Annotated in this window: 10 protein-coding genes; 8 read left to right on the top strand and 2 right to left on the bottom strand. The window is 63.4% G+C overall.

Annotated elements, in window-relative coordinates; all coding sequences use genetic code 11:
* Positions 1 to 6 precede the first annotated feature (6 nt).
* Positions 7 to 1,842 (top strand): CocE/NonD family hydrolase, encoded by a 1,836-nt coding sequence (locus IRI77_RS11820; protein WP_194452260.1) that lies wholly within the window; start codon positions 7 to 9, stop codon positions 1,840 to 1,842.
* A 6-nt stretch (positions 1,843 to 1,848) separates the two neighbouring features.
* Here IRI77_RS11820 and IRI77_RS11815 read toward each other — a convergent pair whose 3' ends face one another.
* Complete coding sequence (locus IRI77_RS11815) at positions 1,849 to 2,853, bottom strand: tetratricopeptide repeat protein (protein WP_194452259.1); 1,005 nt, start codon at positions 2,851 to 2,853, stop codon at positions 1,849 to 1,851.
* Positions 2,854 to 2,991: 138 nt separating this feature from the next.
* On the bottom strand, positions 2,992 to 3,324 hold the full coding sequence (locus IRI77_RS11810; protein ID WP_228486698.1) for an ArsR/SmtB family transcription factor: 333 nt from the start codon (positions 3,322 to 3,324) through the stop codon (positions 2,992 to 2,994).
* A 151-nt stretch (positions 3,325 to 3,475) separates the two neighbouring features.
* On the opposite strand from IRI77_RS11810, the gene IRI77_RS11805 reads away from it, so the two are divergent.
* The 7 genes from IRI77_RS11805 (at position 3,476) to IRI77_RS11775 (ending at position 18,038) form a co-directional block, all read left to right on the top strand.
* Complete coding sequence (locus tag IRI77_RS11805) at positions 3,476 to 5,098, top strand: peptidase domain-containing ABC transporter (protein WP_194452257.1); 1,623 nt, start codon at positions 3,476 to 3,478, stop codon at positions 5,096 to 5,098.
* A complete protein-coding gene (locus IRI77_RS11800) occupies positions 5,098 to 6,402 on the top strand; it encodes an HlyD family secretion protein (protein WP_194452256.1) in 1,305 nt (434 codons plus the stop codon). The genes IRI77_RS11805 and IRI77_RS11800 overlap by 1 nt, the downstream gene beginning before the upstream one ends.
* Complete coding sequence (locus tag IRI77_RS11795; RefSeq protein ID WP_194452255.1) at positions 6,399 to 7,796, top strand: TolC family protein; 1,398 nt, start codon at positions 6,399 to 6,401, stop codon at positions 7,794 to 7,796. Before IRI77_RS11800 ends, IRI77_RS11795 begins: the two co-directional genes overlap by 4 nt.
* Before the next feature lie 153 nt (positions 7,797 to 7,949).
* Complete coding sequence (locus IRI77_RS11790; RefSeq protein ID WP_194452254.1) at positions 7,950 to 8,810, top strand: hypothetical protein; 861 nt, start codon at positions 7,950 to 7,952, stop codon at positions 8,808 to 8,810.
* 23 nt (positions 8,811 to 8,833) lie between these two features.
* Positions 8,834 to 11,323, top strand: a complete 2,490-nt coding sequence (locus IRI77_RS11785) for an ADOP family duplicated permease (protein ID WP_194452253.1) — start codon at positions 8,834 to 8,836, stop codon at positions 11,321 to 11,323.
* Positions 11,324 to 11,598: 275 nt separating this feature from the next.
* Entirely contained in the window at positions 11,599 to 15,093 is a 3,495-nt protein-coding gene (locus tag IRI77_RS11780; RefSeq protein ID WP_194452252.1) for a TonB-dependent receptor, read from the top strand.
* A gap of 344 nt (positions 15,094 to 15,437) precedes the next feature.
* A complete protein-coding gene (locus IRI77_RS11775; RefSeq protein WP_194452251.1) occupies positions 15,438 to 18,038 on the top strand; it encodes a TonB-dependent receptor in 2,601 nt (866 codons plus the stop codon).
* The last annotated feature ends 52 nt before the right edge of the window (positions 18,039 to 18,090 follow it).

The following is an 18,090-nucleotide window of genomic DNA, read 5'->3' as shown; positions in this document are numbered from 1 at the left end:
TCTTCGATGCGTACTTTCATCTGTCTCCTCTTCGCCGCCCTTACGCTCTCCGCCCAGGGTGTGGCCACTCTCCGCGAGTCGTATACCAAGTACGAGTTCAAGGTCCCCATGCGGGATGGCAAGCGCCTCCACACCGCCGTCTACGTGCCCAAGGACTCCTCTCGCACCTACCCCTTCCTGATGCAGAGAACTCCTTACAGTTGTTCGCCTTACGGCATCGAGAATTATCCGGAGCGCCTCGGCCCCAGCGAGCAGTTCACGAAGTCCGGATATATCTTCGTATGTCAGGACGTGCGGGGCCGTTATGAGAGCGAAGGCGTCTTTCTGGAAATGCGCCCGCACGGCGGCACATTGAGCGAGAGCACCGACACCTATGACACTGTCGAGTGGCTGCTGAAGAATGTGAAGGGCAACAACGGCAAGGCGGGCATTCTGGGGATCTCCTACCCTGGCTTCTATGCCGCCGCTGCCATCCCAGGGGCCCATCCCGCCCTGGTCGCCGCCTCGCCCCAGGCTCCCATGATCGACCTCTTCCGCGGCGACGACTCGTTCCACAACGGCGCCTTCATGCTGGCCGCCAACTTCGGTTTCTATCGCTTCTTCTACGAACATAAGGAACCCCAGCGCCCCGCCGCTGAGCGCAACGCGGGTTTCCAGTTCGGCACCTCCGACCACTATGCCTACTACCTCGGCCTCGGCCCGCTAGCCAATAGCAACGAAAAGTACTTCCGCTTCGAGAATCCTTACTGGACCGCCAACCTGAAGCACACATCGTACGACGAGTTCTGGAAGACCCGCAGCCTGGAGCCCCACATCCACGACACCACCCCCGCCATCCTTGCGGTCGGCGGCTGGTTTGATGCCGAGGATCTGCAGGGACCCTTGCGCCTGGCCCGCACCGCCACTGCGCATCAGCCCAAGGCCCCCGTCACTCTCGTCATGGGCCCCTGGGTACACGGCGGCTGGGCCCGCGGCGACGGTTCGTCGCTCGGTCCCGTCCGCTTTGATGTCAAGACCGGTGAGTTCTTCCGCGAGAAAATCCAGTTTCCGTTCTTCGAGTACTTCCTGAAAGGGAAGGGGGAATGGAAGCCGCCCGCCGCCTGGGCCTTCGCCACCGGCAGCAATGAATGGCATAGCTATGATGTGTGGCCGCCGCGCGGAGCCGAGAAGAAGACGCTCTACTTCCAGGCTGGCGGCAAACTCGGCTTCGAACCTCCGGCCGATCCGGCCGCCTTCGACGCCTACATCAGCGACCCGGCCAAGCCCGTGCCCTTCACCAGTTTCGTCGCCTCCGGCGTCCCCCAGACGTATATGGTGGACGACCAGCGCCACGCTTCCTCCCGGCCCGACGTGCTCACCTACCAGTCCGAGCCGCTGGAAGAGGCCATCACGCTGGGCGGCCCCCTGGATGTGCACCTCTTCGCCTCCACTTCCGGTACCGACTCCGATTTCGTCGTGAAGTTGATCGATGTCTACCCCGCCGACGCGCCCGATCCCACCCCCAATCCGACCAACATTCGCATGGGTGGATACCAGCAACTGGTCCGCGGCGAACCCTTCCGGGGCCGTTTCTACAAGTCCATGGAGAAGCCCGAGGCGCTGCCGGCCAACCAGTTCGTCAAGATTGAGTACGTAATGCCCGACATCCTGCACACCTTCAAACGCGGCCATCGCATCATGGTGCAGGTGCAGAGTTCGTGGTTCCCGCTGGTCGACCGCAATCCCCAGAAGTTCGTGCCCAACATCCCGGACGCGCACGCGGACGATTTCATCAAGGCGACGCAGCGCATAGCCCGTCAGGCGGGCATGGCCAGCGGTCTGGATGTATTGGTGATTCGCTGAGCGCCGTTAGGAGTTCAGGATGCGCTTCAGGTCTGCTTTGGCCGGTTCGTAGTCGGTCTGGATCCTGAGCGCGGCCCGCAGTTCGCGGATCGCGTCGCTCTTGCGGCCTTCTTTGATGTACAGGTTCGCCAGCACCCAGCGCGCCTCGGCGTGCGATGGCTGGCGGCCTTCGGCCGGCTGGCCCAAGTACTTGGTCAGATACCGCTCTGCCCGTCGAAAGTCCTGTCCGATCTCCATCAGCGCCCGAGCCGCGGCCTCGTAAGCACCCAGGTCGTCCGGAACGGCTTTCTCGGCGCGCGCCAGCACATTCTCCAGATCGGCCCACCGCTGCTGGGTGGCAAAGACGTGCGCCAGCAGTTCGTATCCGGCGGATGCCGAAGGATCCACCGCGATGGCTTCGTTCGCGGCTTTCTCGGCCAGATCCAGCCGCTTGTTGGTGGCGGTACAGCAGTAGAACCGCGCCAGCGAGGCGCGCGCCCGGTAGAATCCCGGATCCGCCTGCACCGCTTTGCGCAACCAGTTCTCCGTCACGGCGTCCTGGCCTTGGTCCTGCAGCAGGCGTGCGTGCGCAAGATAGCCCCAAACAGGTGAAATCGCCGTGATTCGGTCCGCAATGCGCACAGCCTGCTTCCGGTCGCCCCCCGCGATGCTGGGCGCTTTCCAGCTGAACATCATCTCCACCAGCATCGTGTCCGTATTCTTCGGATCCAATGCCAGCGCCGTCTCGATCGCCTTTTTCATCCGCCGCACATAGGCATAGCCTTTGAGCGGGTTCGATTTGTCGGCCATCATGGCGCAGGCTTCGGCCAGCTGTCCCTGGAACGCCGCAACCTTGGGATTCAATGCCACGGCTCGCTCGGCCGCCGCCAGCGCGCCTTCCATGTCGTTGAAATTGATGAGGATCTTCGCCATCCAGGCATGCGCCTGGGCGTCGTTGGCGTTGGCTTTCAATTGCGTCTCAATAATTGCCCTGGCGCGTTTGTAGTGCCCTAGCTCTAACAGGGATTCCACCTGCGCCGGCGTCTCTGCCCTTGCGGGCAGCGCGCTCAGGCACACGAGGAGCACAGTGATTGAACGGAAAATTAACCCCACCGCACACTATTGTATCGCGGACTTGCGACGACACCGGGCACACCACTCCGCAGGCCTCTACTTCTCGTCTGTCTCACTCCAACTCTGGCGAGCAGAGACCAGCGCATCAAGGACTTCGTCACCAACCCGGGCGCTCTCCTCCAGAAAACGCAGTCCCTGCAGGAGCCAGGCCGCCAGCTCAGGGTCCTGGAGGCTGTAGTTCACATGCCGCCCGTCTCGCCGCTCCTTCACGATCCTATGCGCCCTCAGCAACGCCAAATGCTGCGAAACGGCCGAGTGGCTGGTCCCCAAAATGGTCTGGAGCGAGTTCACATCCAGTTCCTTTTCACGCAGTTCCACCACGATCCGCACACGTTGCGGATGGGACAGCACTCCCAGAAACTCAGCCATTTCTTTGGCGATCATCGACCTTGCCGGCATGGTGATCCGTCCCTCCAACTACCTCTTCAGATGTACTACAGTTTCAATAGATCCATATGTTCAAACATGCGAACATTTTGAAACGAGGATCTATTGAGTTGCATCATTCACTCGTAACCTCATGCATCAACTGCAAACTACGACTCCGCCCTTTCAGCGGCTCCGCTCCATGCTCCGGCTGGAATCCCGGGAACTCTGGGTTACGGTAGTCTATTCCGCCTCGATTGGACTCATTTCCCTCGCCGTGCCTGTCGCCGTGCAGGCCGTGGTGAACACAGTCGCCTTTGGAACCCTGCTCCAGCCCCTGGTGGTGCTCACCCTGCTGGCCTTCGCCGCCCTCTGCTTCTCGGTGGTTTTGCATGCCGGAAGGATGTGGGTGGTGGAGTTGATTCAACGCCGCGTCTTTGTGCGGCTGGCCGGAGAGGTCACCAGCAAGCTCGTTCACGTGTCCCCGGCCGCGCTGCAGTCACACCATGGACCTGAACTGGTCAACCGGTTCCTCGACGTCGTCACGGTACAAAAGGCCGGCGCCAGCCTCCTCATCGACGGGCTGTCCGTCCTGATGCAGTCCGTCATCGGCATGGTACTGCTGGCCGTCTACCATCCCTGGCTGCTTGCCTTCGATGTCCTGCTGCTGGCGGCCATCGGATTCATCCTGTTTCCCGTAGGTGCGGGCGCGGTGGCAACCAGCATGAAAGAGTCAGGAGCGAAATACGCGCTGGTTGCCTGGATGGAGGAGGTGGCCCGCCATCCCCTGGGCTTCAAGACACGCGCCGGCGAGGCGCTCGCCATTGGCCGGACGAACGACCTGGTCGTACAGTATCTGGGTTTTCGTAGCGCGCATTTCCGGATTCTAATGCGCCAGGTGACCGGCTCGTTCATGTTGCAGGCCATCGCCAGTTCCGCGCTGCTGGGCGTCGGCGGCTGGCTGGTGATCCAACGCCAACTCACCCTGGGGCAACTGGTCGCGGCCGAGATCGTCGTAGCGCTGGTCGTGAGCGGCTTCACGAAATTCGGCAAGCACCTGGAAAGCTTCTACGACCTGATGGCGGCCGTGGACAAACTGGGCTACCTGACGGATCTGCCGGTCGAGCGTGCCGGCGGCGCGTTACTGCCAAAGTCCGGCAAGCCGGCCGAGTTGCGCATCGCCGGCATCCGGATCCCAGCCGGCGAACGTGTCGCGCTGACAGGGCAGACCGGCTCGGGCAAGAGCACCCTCGTCGATACCTTCTACGGCATGGCGCCCGCGGATGCGCAGCGTGTCGAAATCGATGGACTGGACCTGCGGGAGATCCACCTCGGCGATCTGCGTTCGCAGGTCGCGCTGGTCCGAATGCCCGAAATCTTCGAAGGCAGCGTACTCGAGAACCTGCGCCTCGGAAATGAAGAGTTGCCTGTCCTGGAAGCACGCCGCGTCCTCGACGCGGTAGGCCTGCTGGAGCGCGTGACCGCTTTCCCGAAGGGCCTGGAGACGACTCTCTCCACCGGTGGCGCCCCTCTATCCCACGGGCAGCGGGTTCAACTGGAGCTCGCGCGCGCCATCGCCCAGCAGCCGAGGCTGCTGATCCTGGACGAGTGCCTGGATCGTCTCGACGACCTGCCCCAGCGGAGAGACCTGCTCGACTTTCTCTTCCGGAAGGACGCTCCCTGGACAATCGTAGCCGTGACCCAGAGCGCGGAAATCGCTGAACGCTGCGGCCGCCAGCTGAATGTGCGCGAACACATCGTGTCGGAGGTGGCGTGATGAACTCACTCGCTGCCATGGAACTGGTCGCCACGCCTCGTATTGTGAGGACCCTGGCCGCGATCCTCGTTGTGATGTTCCTGCTGACAGCCGTGGCCTTGGTGTTCACGCCGTGGCAGCAAAGCGTCTCCGGCCTCGGACAGGTATCCGCCTTCAGCCCGCTGGAGCGCACCCAGGTCTTGAGCGCCCCCGTCGAGGGGCGCGTCCTCCGCTGGCACGTGGGCGAAGGCTCCCGCGTGAAGAAGGGCGCGGTCATCGTGGAGCTTGCCGACAACGACACGCAGATGCTCGACCGCATCCGCAATGAGCGGTCAGCGGTGGACGACCGCCGGGGCAATGCGGAAGGCCGCGTCTCGGCCCACCTGTTGCGCATCGGCAGGTTGGAGGAGTCCCGGACCAGCGCGATCTCCGCCGCGCAAAACCGGGTGACGATGGCCGAGGAACGTATCGGCCAGGCCCGCCAGGCCCTCACTGTGGCCCAGGAACGAGTGACAGCCGCCAGGCTCAACCTGGACCGGCACGGCGGGCTGCTCAAATCGGGGCTCGCCAGTCAACGGTCGCTCGAACTCGCCCGGCAGGAGTCGGCCACGGCTGAGGCGGAAGTCCGCCGGGCGGAAGCCGCCCTGAGTGCTGCGCAGAGCGAGAAGCGCGCCCTGGATGATGACCTGCGCAAGGTACGCGCCGATGGCGATGCTGCGATTGAAGCCGAGCGCGCCAGCATGCAACTCGCCCGCGGCGAGGTCGCCAATATCCGCGCCGAACTGCAGCGCATTGACGTCCGCGTGGCGCGGCAGCAGACACAGACGCTGGTAGCTCCCCGCGACGGAACCGTGCTGCGGCTCCTCGCCCAGCCCGAGAGCTTGGTCTTCAAGGCCGGGGAGCCGCTGGCCCAGTTCGTCCCCGACGTCGAGGAGCCCACCGTCGAGCTCTGGTTGAGCGGCGTTGACCTGCCGCTTGTCCAGCCGGGCGATGCGGTGCGCCTCCAGTTCAACGGCTGGCCCGCCATTCAGTTCGTCGGCTGGCCGTCCGTGGCCGTCGGTACCTTCGGCGGGCGTGTCCGCCTGGTGGATGCCACCGGCAACAAGGAGGGAAAGTTCCGCATTCTCGTCTCGCCGGATTCCGCCGATGAGCCCTGGCCCTCCGCGAATTACCTGCGGCAGGGCGTCCAGGCGAAAGGCTGGGTGCTGCTGAGACAGGTGCCGCTGGGATGGGAGCTGTGGCGCCGGTTGAACGGCTTCCCGCCGGTCATTGCCGAGAACGAGCCCGGAGCTGGTGCGCCCGGAGCGAAGGAGAAAAAGCCGTGAAGCGCCTGGCTTTGCTAGTGCTATTAATCGCATCCGCGGGCAGCCTCCCCGCCCAGTCCGGTGGGCTGCGGTTGGAGGATGTCCTGCAATCAGTGACAGACCAGTATCCACCGCTGCTCGCGGCCTTGCGGGACCGCGTTATTGCCGACGGCGATCTGACCATCGCCGAAGGCAAGTTCGATCTGAATGTGAAGGGCGGCTTCGAGGGCGACTACCTCACTTACTACCGCAACGACCTCTATCGGCTGGGGGTGGAGCAGCCGCTCGAGTTTCAGGGCATGAGCCTGCAGGGTGGATATGGCCTGGGACGAGGCTCCTTCGCTACCTACGACGGGAAGCTGCAGACCGATTCGGCCGGCGAATACAAGATGGGGCTGAAGATGCCGCTTCTGCGCGACCGCGGCATCGACGCCCGCCGTGCCGACCTGCGCAAGGCGTGGTTGGGCCGCCGCATCGCCGATCTTGGGGTGGCTCAACAGCGCCTGGCCATCATTCAACTGGCCACCCGGCGCTACTACGATTGGGTTGCCGTCGGCATCCGCTATCGCATCACGCGCGAGGTCCTGCTCGCCGCCGAACAGCGCGACAAACAACTGAAGGAAGCCGCAGGTCTCGGCCAGATCCCGCAGATCGACGTCACCGACAACCAGCGGGCCATCCTCACGCGCCGTGCCCTCTGGATTGAAGCCCAGAGAGGACTGGAAGCGGCGTCGATCGAGCTTTCCCTGTTCTGGCGCAACCAGAAAGGTGAGCCTGTGCTGCCCCAGCCGGACCAGTTGCCCCCCTCTTTCCCGGCCGCGGTGGAGGTGGGCGAGAACCGCCTGCTCGAAGACATCGAGCGCGCCCTGCTTCTGCGGCCCGACGCCAAGCGCATCGAGGTCCAGAAAGGCCAGTTGGATATCGACCGCAGGCTCGCTCGCAACCAGAAGCTGCCGGGCCTGGACTTCAGCGTCAACTACACGCGCGAATCCGGCGAGCGCCTCGTCCGGCGCGGAACGGATGAACTGGCGGCGACCCTGACGTTCGACCTGCCGCTGCAAAGGAGAGCGGCCAAGGGCCGCGAATCCGTGGCAACGGCGAAATGGGAACAACTGGACCTCCGCGAGCGCTTCACCCGCGACCAGATCGTGGCTGAGGTCCGTGACGCCCACTCGGCCCTGCGGGCGGCTTACCAGAAGTCGAAGGTGCTCCTGGAGGAGTTGGCGGTCGCCCGCGAACTGGAGGCGGCGGAACGGGTGCGCTTCGAACTCGGGGAAGGCACGCTGTTCCTGGTGAATCTCAGGGAGCAGGCCACCTTCGACACCGCCCTCCGCGAAGTGGCGGCCACCAATGAATACTTCCGCGCGCGGGCCCAGTACGAGTTCGCCCTGGGCGAAAAGATGGAGGAAAACTGACGGAATGAGCTGAGAATTGCCCAGGCTCCTCCGCCTGATTCCGCTTCGACTCCCAGACCGCCTTCAGTGTCTCTTCCTGCGGGGTTCCCCCCGGCCCGCAATAACTGTATACTTTTGCCGAGTAGAAGACCTGTATAGGTGATTTGGGAGGTCATGAAGGACATGCGAGTTGGTAGCAGGATGAAGATCGCGATGGTCTGCGGCGTGGCTTTGTTCCTCGCGGGCTGCGCGGAGAACAAGGGCCCCGAACCGCCCAAGCCCGGGAGCCCCGCATTCAAGTGGAACTCGGCCAAGGAGTCCTACAAGAAGGGCGAATACATCAAGGTCAGCGGGGTCCTGGTTGAACTCGCCGAAAAGAAGGGTGAGTTCACCGAACAGGCCCGCCCCTGGGCGATGGTGATGACCGGTGGCATGTCCAACGCTTACATGGAATTGGCCGACAAGTTTGCCGAGGGAACCAAGAAAACCCGCGGCGATGCGGTGCCCTTCCGCCGCTACAACAACGAGTACAAAGGCAAGGCTTCCGCCGCCGCCATGCAGTTCGTTGAACTCGCCCGCGCCTACGTTGCCGAGAGCAAAGCGGCCGATGCCAAGTTTGTCTTCGAGATGCCCGAATCGTCCGCCGCCGAGCCCGGCCAGTACAAGAAGATCACCACCGGCCTGATGGTGCCCGCCGCTGAGATCGTCAGCGTCGAGCAGGAAGTCGTCCGCCGGGAAATCGCCAACCAGGCCAGCATCGCGCTGGGCTCGCCCAAGGACCCCGCGAAGGCCCGCGCCGCCTACAAGGACGGTGCCGCCACCGCCGCCGGCCAGGCGTTCCTCTACATGACCGCCAAACAGCTGTGGAATGTGGGCGAGATGTTCGCCCCGAAGAAGCTGAATCAGCCCGCTCGCTTCACGCACGCAGCCTATGACGCCGCCACCCAGGCACTGGGGCTGGTGAAGGGCAACAAAGATGCCGACGCGCTTCTAAAGAAGATCGCCGAGGCCGATAAGAAGCTCCCCAAGGAGTAGCAATTCCTCAGTAAAATAGCCGCATGAGCCACCTGGGCCCGAATTTCATACTGGACCTGAGGGTGGCCATGCGGCGCATTCGCGCTTCGCTCGGCCTCTCCTCCCTCATCGTCATCCTGCTGGCCCTGGGCATCGCCCTGAACAGCACCGTCTTCGCCCTCGTCCACGCCCTCATCCTCCGCCCCCTGCCCGTTCAGAATCCCTCGGGACTGTATATCCTCACCCAGGACGTCCTCAACCTGGGACCGCGCAGCGAACAGCCCTACTCCGTTCTCGAGGCCTTGCAGCAGCGGGCGGCCAGCTTCTCCCAGGTGGCTGGCTACGCCGAACTCGACACCGCTTGCCGCACCCCGATCGGCCCGGCCCGCGTCCGCGCTCACGTGGTCACCGGAAACTTCTTTGAGATCCTCGGTACCACGCCGTTGCTGGGGCGCATGCTGAATGCCCGCGACGATGCTGAGGGTGCCGCCGAAATACCCGTGGTCCTCAGCTATCCCTTCTGGCGCAGCCATTTTGGCTCCGACCCTTCCGTCATCGGGCGCCCCCTTACGATCAATCGGCACCCATTTACGGTAGTCGGTGTCCTTCGGGAGCACGACAATGGCATTCAGGTGGAGACGACGCCCGACCTCCGCGTCCCGCTGCGCGCCGCCTCCGTGCTCGCCACCGATCCGGACTACGCCTCCTACCGCAAACTCGACTTCCTCCTCTTCATGCGCCTGAAGGCCGGAGTTTCGCCGGCTGCTGCTCGCGATGAGGCCTATAGTCTTCTGGATGCGACATTGGCGGAAGAGGCAGGCAGGACCGGTGAGCCTGCTTACTGGCGCGACCGGCCCCTGCGGCTGGAATCGCTCGAAACTGGTGTCTCCCTGCTGCGCCCCAAGCTGAAGGGCGGGTTGCTGATTCTCATGAGTGGGGTCGCCGCCCTGCTGCTCATCATCTGCGCGAATGCCGGCGGTCTGCTCCTTGCCGCCAGCTATGCCAGGCGTGGAGAATTCGCCGTCCGTCTTGCCCTCGGTGCGACCGGCCGCCGCCTTACCGCGCAACTGCTCACCGAGAGCCTGCTGCTCACCGGCCTGGGTTGCCTGGCGGGACTCGCGCTCTCCCTGTTCGCCACGCCGCTGCTCGCTCGTGTCTTGCCGCCGCTACGCGACCTCACGGCGGCCACTCTCACGGTCTCCCTCGATCTGCGTTTGTCTCCGCCTGTGCTTGCCCTCTCAATGGCGCTTTGCCTTGTTGCGGCCCTCATGGCTGCCTTGCCTGCGGCCGTCCAGTCCGCCGGGGTGGATTTGATCGGCGCCCTGCGGTCTGTCCGGACAACCCGCCGCCAGCGCCTCCGCTGGGCCCTCGTGATCGTTCAGGCCGCTCTCTGCACGCTGCTCCTCAGTGGTGCCGGACTGCTGACGGCGACCCTGAAGAACCTCCGCGGCATCCATCCCGGGTTCGACGCCGCGCGCATCGTCACTTTTACCCTCGATCCCTCCATGGCCGGCTACTCGGATGAGCAGGGCGGCCTGCTGCGCGCAAGGCTCCTGCAGGCCGTGCGCCGTCTTCCTGGAGTTCAAGCCGCCGGTTTCTCCTCCCGCGGCCTCATGCGTGGCACCGGCATCAAAACGACTGTCAGCCCGGCCGGCCGCCGCGCGCCTCGTTCTGAATTCCTCAATACCAGCCTGAACAGTATCTCGGAAGGCTATTTCGATGCGCTTGGCCTGAAGATCCTCGCCGGACGAGACTATCAGCCGTCCGACATCAACGAGAAGTCTCCCCAGCCTGTGGTGGTGAACCAGGTCTTTGCCCGCCGCTTCTTCCCCGGCCAGGATCCCATCGGCAAACTCTTCGGTACGGGTTTGGATATCGTCGCCAAACCGGAAAAGCGCATTCTCGGCGTCGTTAGCGACGCCAAGTATCGCTCGTTGCGCGAACCCGTGCCGCCTACAATCTACGGTTTTTCGCCAGTCACCCTGAAGACCGGCGGTTCGTTTGTGCTTCACGTGCGCACTTTCAGTGCGCCGGATGAGATCATTGAGCCGGTTCGTCGTACCCTCGCGGAACTTGAGCCGCTGCTCCCCTTCTACGAGATCCACACGCTGCGCGCTGAAGTTGACGATTCGCTTTGGGCCGAGCGCGTCCTCGCCTGGCTGTCTTCGTCTTTTGGCATTGCGGCGATGGCCCTGGTGCTCATGGGGATCTATGCCACCTTGGCCTTCGCCGTCGCCCAGGCTCGCCGCGAGGTGGGCATTCGCATGGCTCTGGGTGCCCAGTCCGCCGACATCCTCTGGCTGCTCTCCGCCCGGCCGCTGCTCTTCGTCCTTTTCGGCGCCGTTCTGGGCGCCGCCACATTCCTGGCGGCTTCTCCCTTCTTTCGCAGCCTCGTCTATGGGTTGCCCGCGGTGAATCCCGGCGCCATCGCGGCCTCGATCCTGCTCGTCAGCACCACCTCGGCTGCCGCCACTTGGATCGCCGTCCGGGCCGCCCTCACCACCCCTCCAGCGGCCGTGCTGCGCGAAGAGTAGTATCTATCGATAAGTGTCCGGAATGCCGTTCGCCTCCCTTGCTTAGTCATTTCATATACTTGGCTAGTTTGTAAGGTATTAGCATAGATTATTGTGTCAGTCTCTTGACACTTCTTTGCATTCTCCCCCCATTGCCACCCGCAATTTAGGGTGATAATATCGCCGCAGCTGAATGCTTCACAGGGGTAAGCCCCCGAACGCACAAATGACCAAGGAGCGAAGTGTGTGTGGGCTCGCTTACTCGCTGGGAAGCCTGCCGTCATTGGGAGTTAACAATGAAAAAACCCAAACTTCCCGTATTTAACCGCTCAGGGCTGCTGGCTGCTGCGCTGTTTGTTGTCGCGGCCACGCTGCCCGCACCGCTCGTGGGTCAGGGACTCACGGGTCAATTGTCTGGAACCATCCTTGACGCAAGCGGAGGCAGTGTTGCCGACGCCGAAGTCACCATCGCCAACGCACTAACCGGCCAAACCCGCACGGCTCAGTCGACCGCGGAAGGCTACTACCTCTTTACGGAACTACTTCCAGGTACATATTCCCTTCGGATCAACGCGAAGGGCTTTAAAAAGTACGAACAGTCGAAGATCTCCATTACGGCGACCGAACGCGTGAATCTGCAGCCCATCTCCCTCGAAGTGGGCGCTTTAACAGATACTGTGACTGTCACCGCGGAAGCGGCCCGCCTCCAGACGGAGAGCGCGGAGCGCTCCGGTCTTATCTCCGCGCGCCAGATGGCCGAACTTCCTCTGAAGGGCCGCTCCTACATGGGCACGGCCAAACTGTTGCCTGGCGTAATTGACACCGCCAACCGTGAGTCTCCCGGTTGGAACGATCTCACGGGCATCAACATCAACGGCACCCGCGCAGGCTCCATCAACCTGACGCTGGATGGTGTTTCCAGTTTGGATACCGGCTCGCTCACCGGGCCGTACCTCGCACCCAGCATCGACGCCGTGGGCGAGGTCAAAGTCCTGCTCAGCAACTATCAGGCCGAGTATGGCCGCAGTTCCGGCGCCACCATCCTCACCGTGATCAAGAGCGGCACCCACGATTTTCATGGCAGCGCGTATTATTTCCTGCGGAATGAAGCGCTAAACGCCAACGAGTGGCTGAATAATAAGAGCGGGCTTCCTCGTCCGCGCTATCGCTACAACTACCCCGGTTACACCCTGGGCGGGCCCGTGCTTCTGCCCGGGACGAACTTCAACAAGAACCGCGACAAGCTCTTCTTTTTCTGGTCGCAGGAGTTCCTGCCCATCCAGGCGCCCTCAAGCACCCAGACCCAGACCTTCCCCACCACCCTCGAGCGCAACGGTGACTTCTCACAGTCTTACGACACCAACAATACACTGATTGCAATCAGGGATCCTTACAACAACAACGCGGCGTTCCCGAACAACACCATCCCGTCCAGCCGCATCGACGCGAATGGGCAGAAGCTGCTTAGTCTCTTCCCCACGCCGAATACAAAAGGGCCGAGCAATACATATAACTGGACAGGCGTTAGCGTTAACAAGCAGCCCCGCCGCGATTCCATTCTGCGCTCCGATTACAACATCACCTCCAACACGACCTTTTACGTCCGCCTGATTCAGGACTTCCAGGCCGTTCGTGGTGAGTACGGACTCTCGGTTGGTCTCGGTGGCAACAACGCCTGGCCCCAACTGCCCATCTCCTACGAGATCCACAGCGCCGGCGCCGTCGCGACATTGATCCACACCTTCAGTCCCACCATGGTCAACGAGTTCACCTTCGGCGTCAACCGCGCCAAGCAGACCGTCGACGCGCTCACCCAGGACCGCCTTAACGCCAACGTGCGCAGCAAAATCGGCATTACCCTCGGGCAGTTCTATCCCGCGGCCAACCCGCTGAACCTCATCCCCAACGCCACGTTCTCCGGCGTCACCGGCGCCGCCTCCCTCTCCATCGAGGGCCGCTATCCCTTCTTCGGTACAAACAACATCTGGAACTATTCCGACAACCTGTCGAAGATCTGGGGCAAGCACAACTTTAAAATGGGTGTTTACCTCGAGCGCACGACGCGCAACGCCGCCCGCTCCACCTCCTTCAATGGCGCGCTGGCGTTCGACCGCGACGCCAACAACCCCTACGACACGAACAATCCGTACTCCAACGCGATTCTCGGCGTCGTCGACTCCTACTCTGAAGCTAGCGGCCATCCCTCCGCCCACGGCCGCTTCTTCAACGCGGAGTGGTACGTGCAGGACAGCTGGAAGGTGAACCGCCGCCTGGCGATCGATGCCGGCGTCCGTTTCTACTCCATCCAGCCCAGCTACAGCGCCAACGACACGCTGGCCATCTTCGACTCTTCTGTCTACAGCAGTGCGAATCAGCCGCCACTCCTGTCGCCCTACCTCGACCCCGTTTCCAAGACCCGCATGGCGCGCGATCCTTCCACGGGCACGCTCTACCCGGCCGTCAAGATCGGGGCATTCTCGCCAGTTACCGGCACGCCCTATCAGGGCATGACCACATACAAGGAAAAGGTTCTCAACTCGCCGTCCATCCAGGCAGCGCCCCGCGTCGGCCTCGCCTGGGATGTCTTCGGCAATGGCAAGACGGCCATTCGCTCCGGTTTCGGCATCTTCTACGATCGTTTCAACGACGATCAGGTTCTGCAACTCGTCCAGATGCCCCCGCTGGTAACCACCGGAACGGCGAACTACACCACGCTCGCCAACCTCACCTCTTCCACCACCGGCACCACCATTGGACCCGCGTCGGTCTACGGCTTCCAGCGCAGCTACAGCCCGCCGGCCGTCTACAACTGGAGCTTCGGCGTCCAGCAAAGCATCGGCTTCGGCGCCGTGCTCGATGTGGCCTACGTCGGCAATACGCAGAAGCATCTATTGGTCTACCGCGATCTGAACGCCACGCAGTACGGCACCAACCGGCTCGCGTCCAGCATCGACTCCACCACCGGCACCGCGCTGCCCGCCAACTTCCTGCGGCCCTATCTCGGTTACTCCAGCGTTAACTACCTGGAGTTCTCCGGTTACGGCAACTACAACGCGATGCAGGTGCAACTCACCAAGCGGTTCTCTGATCGCTTCACCTTCCACACGGCTTACTCCTGGTCGAAGTCTCTCGACCTCGTGGACGGCCAGGGTGGCGTTCTCAGCCCCACTCTCAACTACCGCATGCGGAACTACGGTCTTGCCGGCTTCGATCGCCGTCATACCCTGATGCTGAACTATACCTACAACCTGCCCGACTTCAGCAAGAGTTGGGACAACAAGTTCAGCCGCATCGCTCTCAACGGATGGGAACTCTCGGGTGTCAGCCAGTTCAATACCGGCTCGCCCACCGGCGTCGGCTACAGTCTGTCCTACTCGGCAGATCTCACCGGCGCGACCGGCAATGGTGTTGACAGCCGCGTCGTCCTGGTTGGCAATCCCAACGGATCGGCGCCCGCCGGCCAGGCCTTCAACGTGGATGCCTTCAAGCCACCCACCACAGCCTACTCCGTCAACGGCATCGGCAATGCCCCCAAGACGACCGTCACGAATCCCGGTTTGAACAACTGGGACATCTCCCTCTTCAAGAACTTCAAGCTCGGCGCCCGTGAAGGCCGCAGCATGCAGTTCCGCATGGAGAGCTATAACACCTTCAATCACACCCAGTACAGCAGCATGGACACCACTGCGCGCTTCAACGCCGCTGGTGACCAGATCAATGCCAACCTGGGCCGCTACACCAACGCCGCCCTCTCGCGGCGTCTCGTGCTCGGCCTGAAGTTCTACTTCTAGCCGCCAGAGACCCGGCCCAATCGGCCTGGTCTCATCCAGAAATCAAGGCCGGCCCGGTTCCAGAAGGAGGCGGGCCGGCCTTTCGCGGCTAGGCACACAATGCTTGATAGCCTAGTGGAATGACGGAGAGGCGAGGCCCCGATCACAATTCGCAAGCCAAGCCGCCCGTTTTGAATGAAATCGCGCTACGAACCCCGGCGCCCCGGCAGTCTCAGATGGCCTCCCAGCCGGCCAACGCACTCAGCCCCCACCTTTGCAGGCTGCTCCCACTCTTCGTGTTCCTTGTCTTCGCCTCCGTCCTGCAAGCCCAGCACGGCGCACCAGTCGGAGCCATCCAAGGCACTGTGTCCGACGCAAGCGGCACTCCGGTGCCGGCTGCCCGAGTCACCGCTCTTGACGCCACGCGCGGGTTTAGGCGCACCGCTGAGACGAACTGGGAAGGCCGTTTCTCGCTGGACGCGGTGCCTCCTGGCGAATGGACCCTCCACGTCGAGCATGACGGCTTCACCCCACTCGGCACCGCCACCTTCCCGCTCTCCATCGGCCAGGTACTGATCCAGCGTTTGACCCTCTCTCTGAAAGGCGTAGCCACCACGGTCGAGGTCAACGAGCAGCCCGACGCCCTCGAAGCGGCAGCCACCACGGCTAGCCTGGCGCTGGGCGGAGATCGAATCGAAGAGGCCCCTGCCCTGGGCCGCAACTACCTCGGCTTCGTCGCCCTCGTGCCCGGCCTCACCCAGACCGCCACGGGAGGCCAACAGCGCTCCATGACCGGCATCCGCAGCCCGCTCGCCGACAGTGGCTTCAGCTTCTCCGGTGTCCGTGCCCGCAGCAACAGCATGACGATTGACGGGCTCGACAATCGCGACGAAACCACCGGCGGCAACCGCGTCGCTGTCGGCCTCGAGATGGTGCAGGAGTTCCGCGTGGCCGGTGTCAGCGCCGGAGCCGAATTCGGCGGCGCTGCCGGAGGACTCATCAACGTCATCACCCGCACCGGGGTCAACCAGTGGCACGGCGATGCCACCTGGTTCTTCCAGAACGAGCTTCTGAACGCCCGTAAAACGGAAGTCGATTCGGAGCGCCGGCCGCGCTTCCGCCGCCGCCAACCTGGAGTGTCCGTCATGGGGCCCCTCCGCAGGGACCGAACCTTTTGGGCTGTCGCCGCCGAAATGGAGGAGGAGTCCGCGCAGGAATGGTCCGAAACTCCCTCTTGGGCCGTCGACCGCATCAATCGCGTCCTCGCTCAGGACCGCACCGTCTCTTCGGGGCTCTACCCCACCTCCCAGCACGGGCTCGACAGCACCTTCAAACTCAACCATCAGGTGACTGAGCGGGATGCCCTGGCCTTCCGCTACGCCTGGTCCCACGGCCGCGCCCTGGGCGATGTCCAGGGGGCCGAGAACTTTCTGGACCGGTCGGCAGCCGGCAACAGCCTCACCGCCGACCACTCCCTCGCCGCCACCTGGCTGCGTGTCATCACGCCGGCCATGGTCAACGAGATCCGCACTCAGTACGGCCGCCGCGAACAGCGGCTTTGGCCGAATGGCTCCGGCCCACTTGTGGAAATCCCCGGCATTGTGAGTTTCGGCGAATCTCCGCGCCTGAACGCCAGCCGCCTCGAAACCCACACCGAACTCGTCGAGCAGTGGAACCTCACGGCCGGCCGCCATCGCCTCAGCGCCGGAGCCAGCGTCCACGCCGTCCACTTCGACGGTCGAATAGCGAATCGTTTTGGCGGCGTGGAGCTATTCCCGACGTTGGAGGCCTTCGAGCAACGCTCGCCTGCCATGTCGTGGATCGTGCGCGGCGACCCGCGTACCCGCATGACCACAGTGCCGGTGGGCCTCTGGCTGCAGGAGCGCTGGCAGGTGCTCGACCATCTCCTTCTGGAAGCCGGCCTCCGCTACGACAAACAGAGCCTCCCCTCCGGGCTCCCACAGCCGCCCGGCAACTGGAGTCCGCGTCTCGGCCTCGCCTGGCGGCCCGGCGTCAAGACGCCCTGGATCCTCCGCGCGGGTTTCGGCCTCTTCACTGACCGCTATCCACTCGCCTATCTCAACGACGTCCTGCAGAAGGGCAGCGGCCAGGCAACCGAGTATGTTCGATACGGCCTCGGTCCCGAAGTTGCGGCGCGTTGGGCCGCCTCCGCCAGTTTTCCCGCCGCGCGGGCGCGCAAGCTCTCCATCGGCTGGGAGCGCGGCTTTGGCTCGTCGTCGACCTTCCATGTGGAACTAAACCTGGTCCGGGCCCTGCACCTGCCCCGGGTCCGCAACGCAGCCCTCACTTTGCCTCCTGTTTACCTGCTGGAACAGACAGCCAGGTCGTCTTACCGCGGGCTGTCGTTCTCCTACAACCGGCGCGTCCTCGAAGGCATCACCCTGCTTGCCAGTTTCGACCTCGGCCGCGCCTGGGATGACGCCTCCGACTTTGACGAGCATCCTTCCCAGCCCGCCAACCTGCACGCCGACTGGGGCCGCAGCCGCCTTTATCAGGCGCGCCGCCTCAGCATCAGTTCCATCTTTGAGCTGCCCTTCGGCCCCTGGGTTGGACCACCCTGGCTTCAGGCCGCCCTGGAGAACTGGACCCTGGCCCCGGGCATGGTCGCCGGCAGCGGGCGGCCCGTCAACACGCTGCTCACTTACGATCCCGCCGCCACGGGAGCCTATCCCGTCACGGCCCGGCCCACCGGCATGCTGCGCAACACTGGACTTGGACCGGCCTCCGTTAGCCTAGATGCCCGCCTCATGAGAACGATCCCGTTCCACGACAACCGCATGCGCCTCCAGTTCGGAGCGGAGAGCTTCAACCTCCTGAATCACGCCAACGCCGTGCGCCTCAGCGAAGCCTATGCCACCCCCGCCGGCCGCCTCAGCAATTGGGGATCATTGATTGAGAGCGGCCCGCCGCGTCAGGTCCAGTTGTTCATGCAGTTTGAATATTGAGCGCACCGCGCCAGCCGCTCACTCGGCAAATCCGCACGGGCCTGCATTGACC

Origin of the sequence: Paludibaculum fermentans, from assembly GCF_015277775.1 — a bacterium.
Taxonomy (GTDB): Bacteria; Acidobacteriota; Terriglobia; order Bryobacterales; family Bryobacteraceae; genus Paludibaculum; species Paludibaculum fermentans.
The sequence above is the reverse complement of the archived record's forward strand: the minus strand, read 5'-3'. Positions and strand labels throughout refer to the sequence as shown.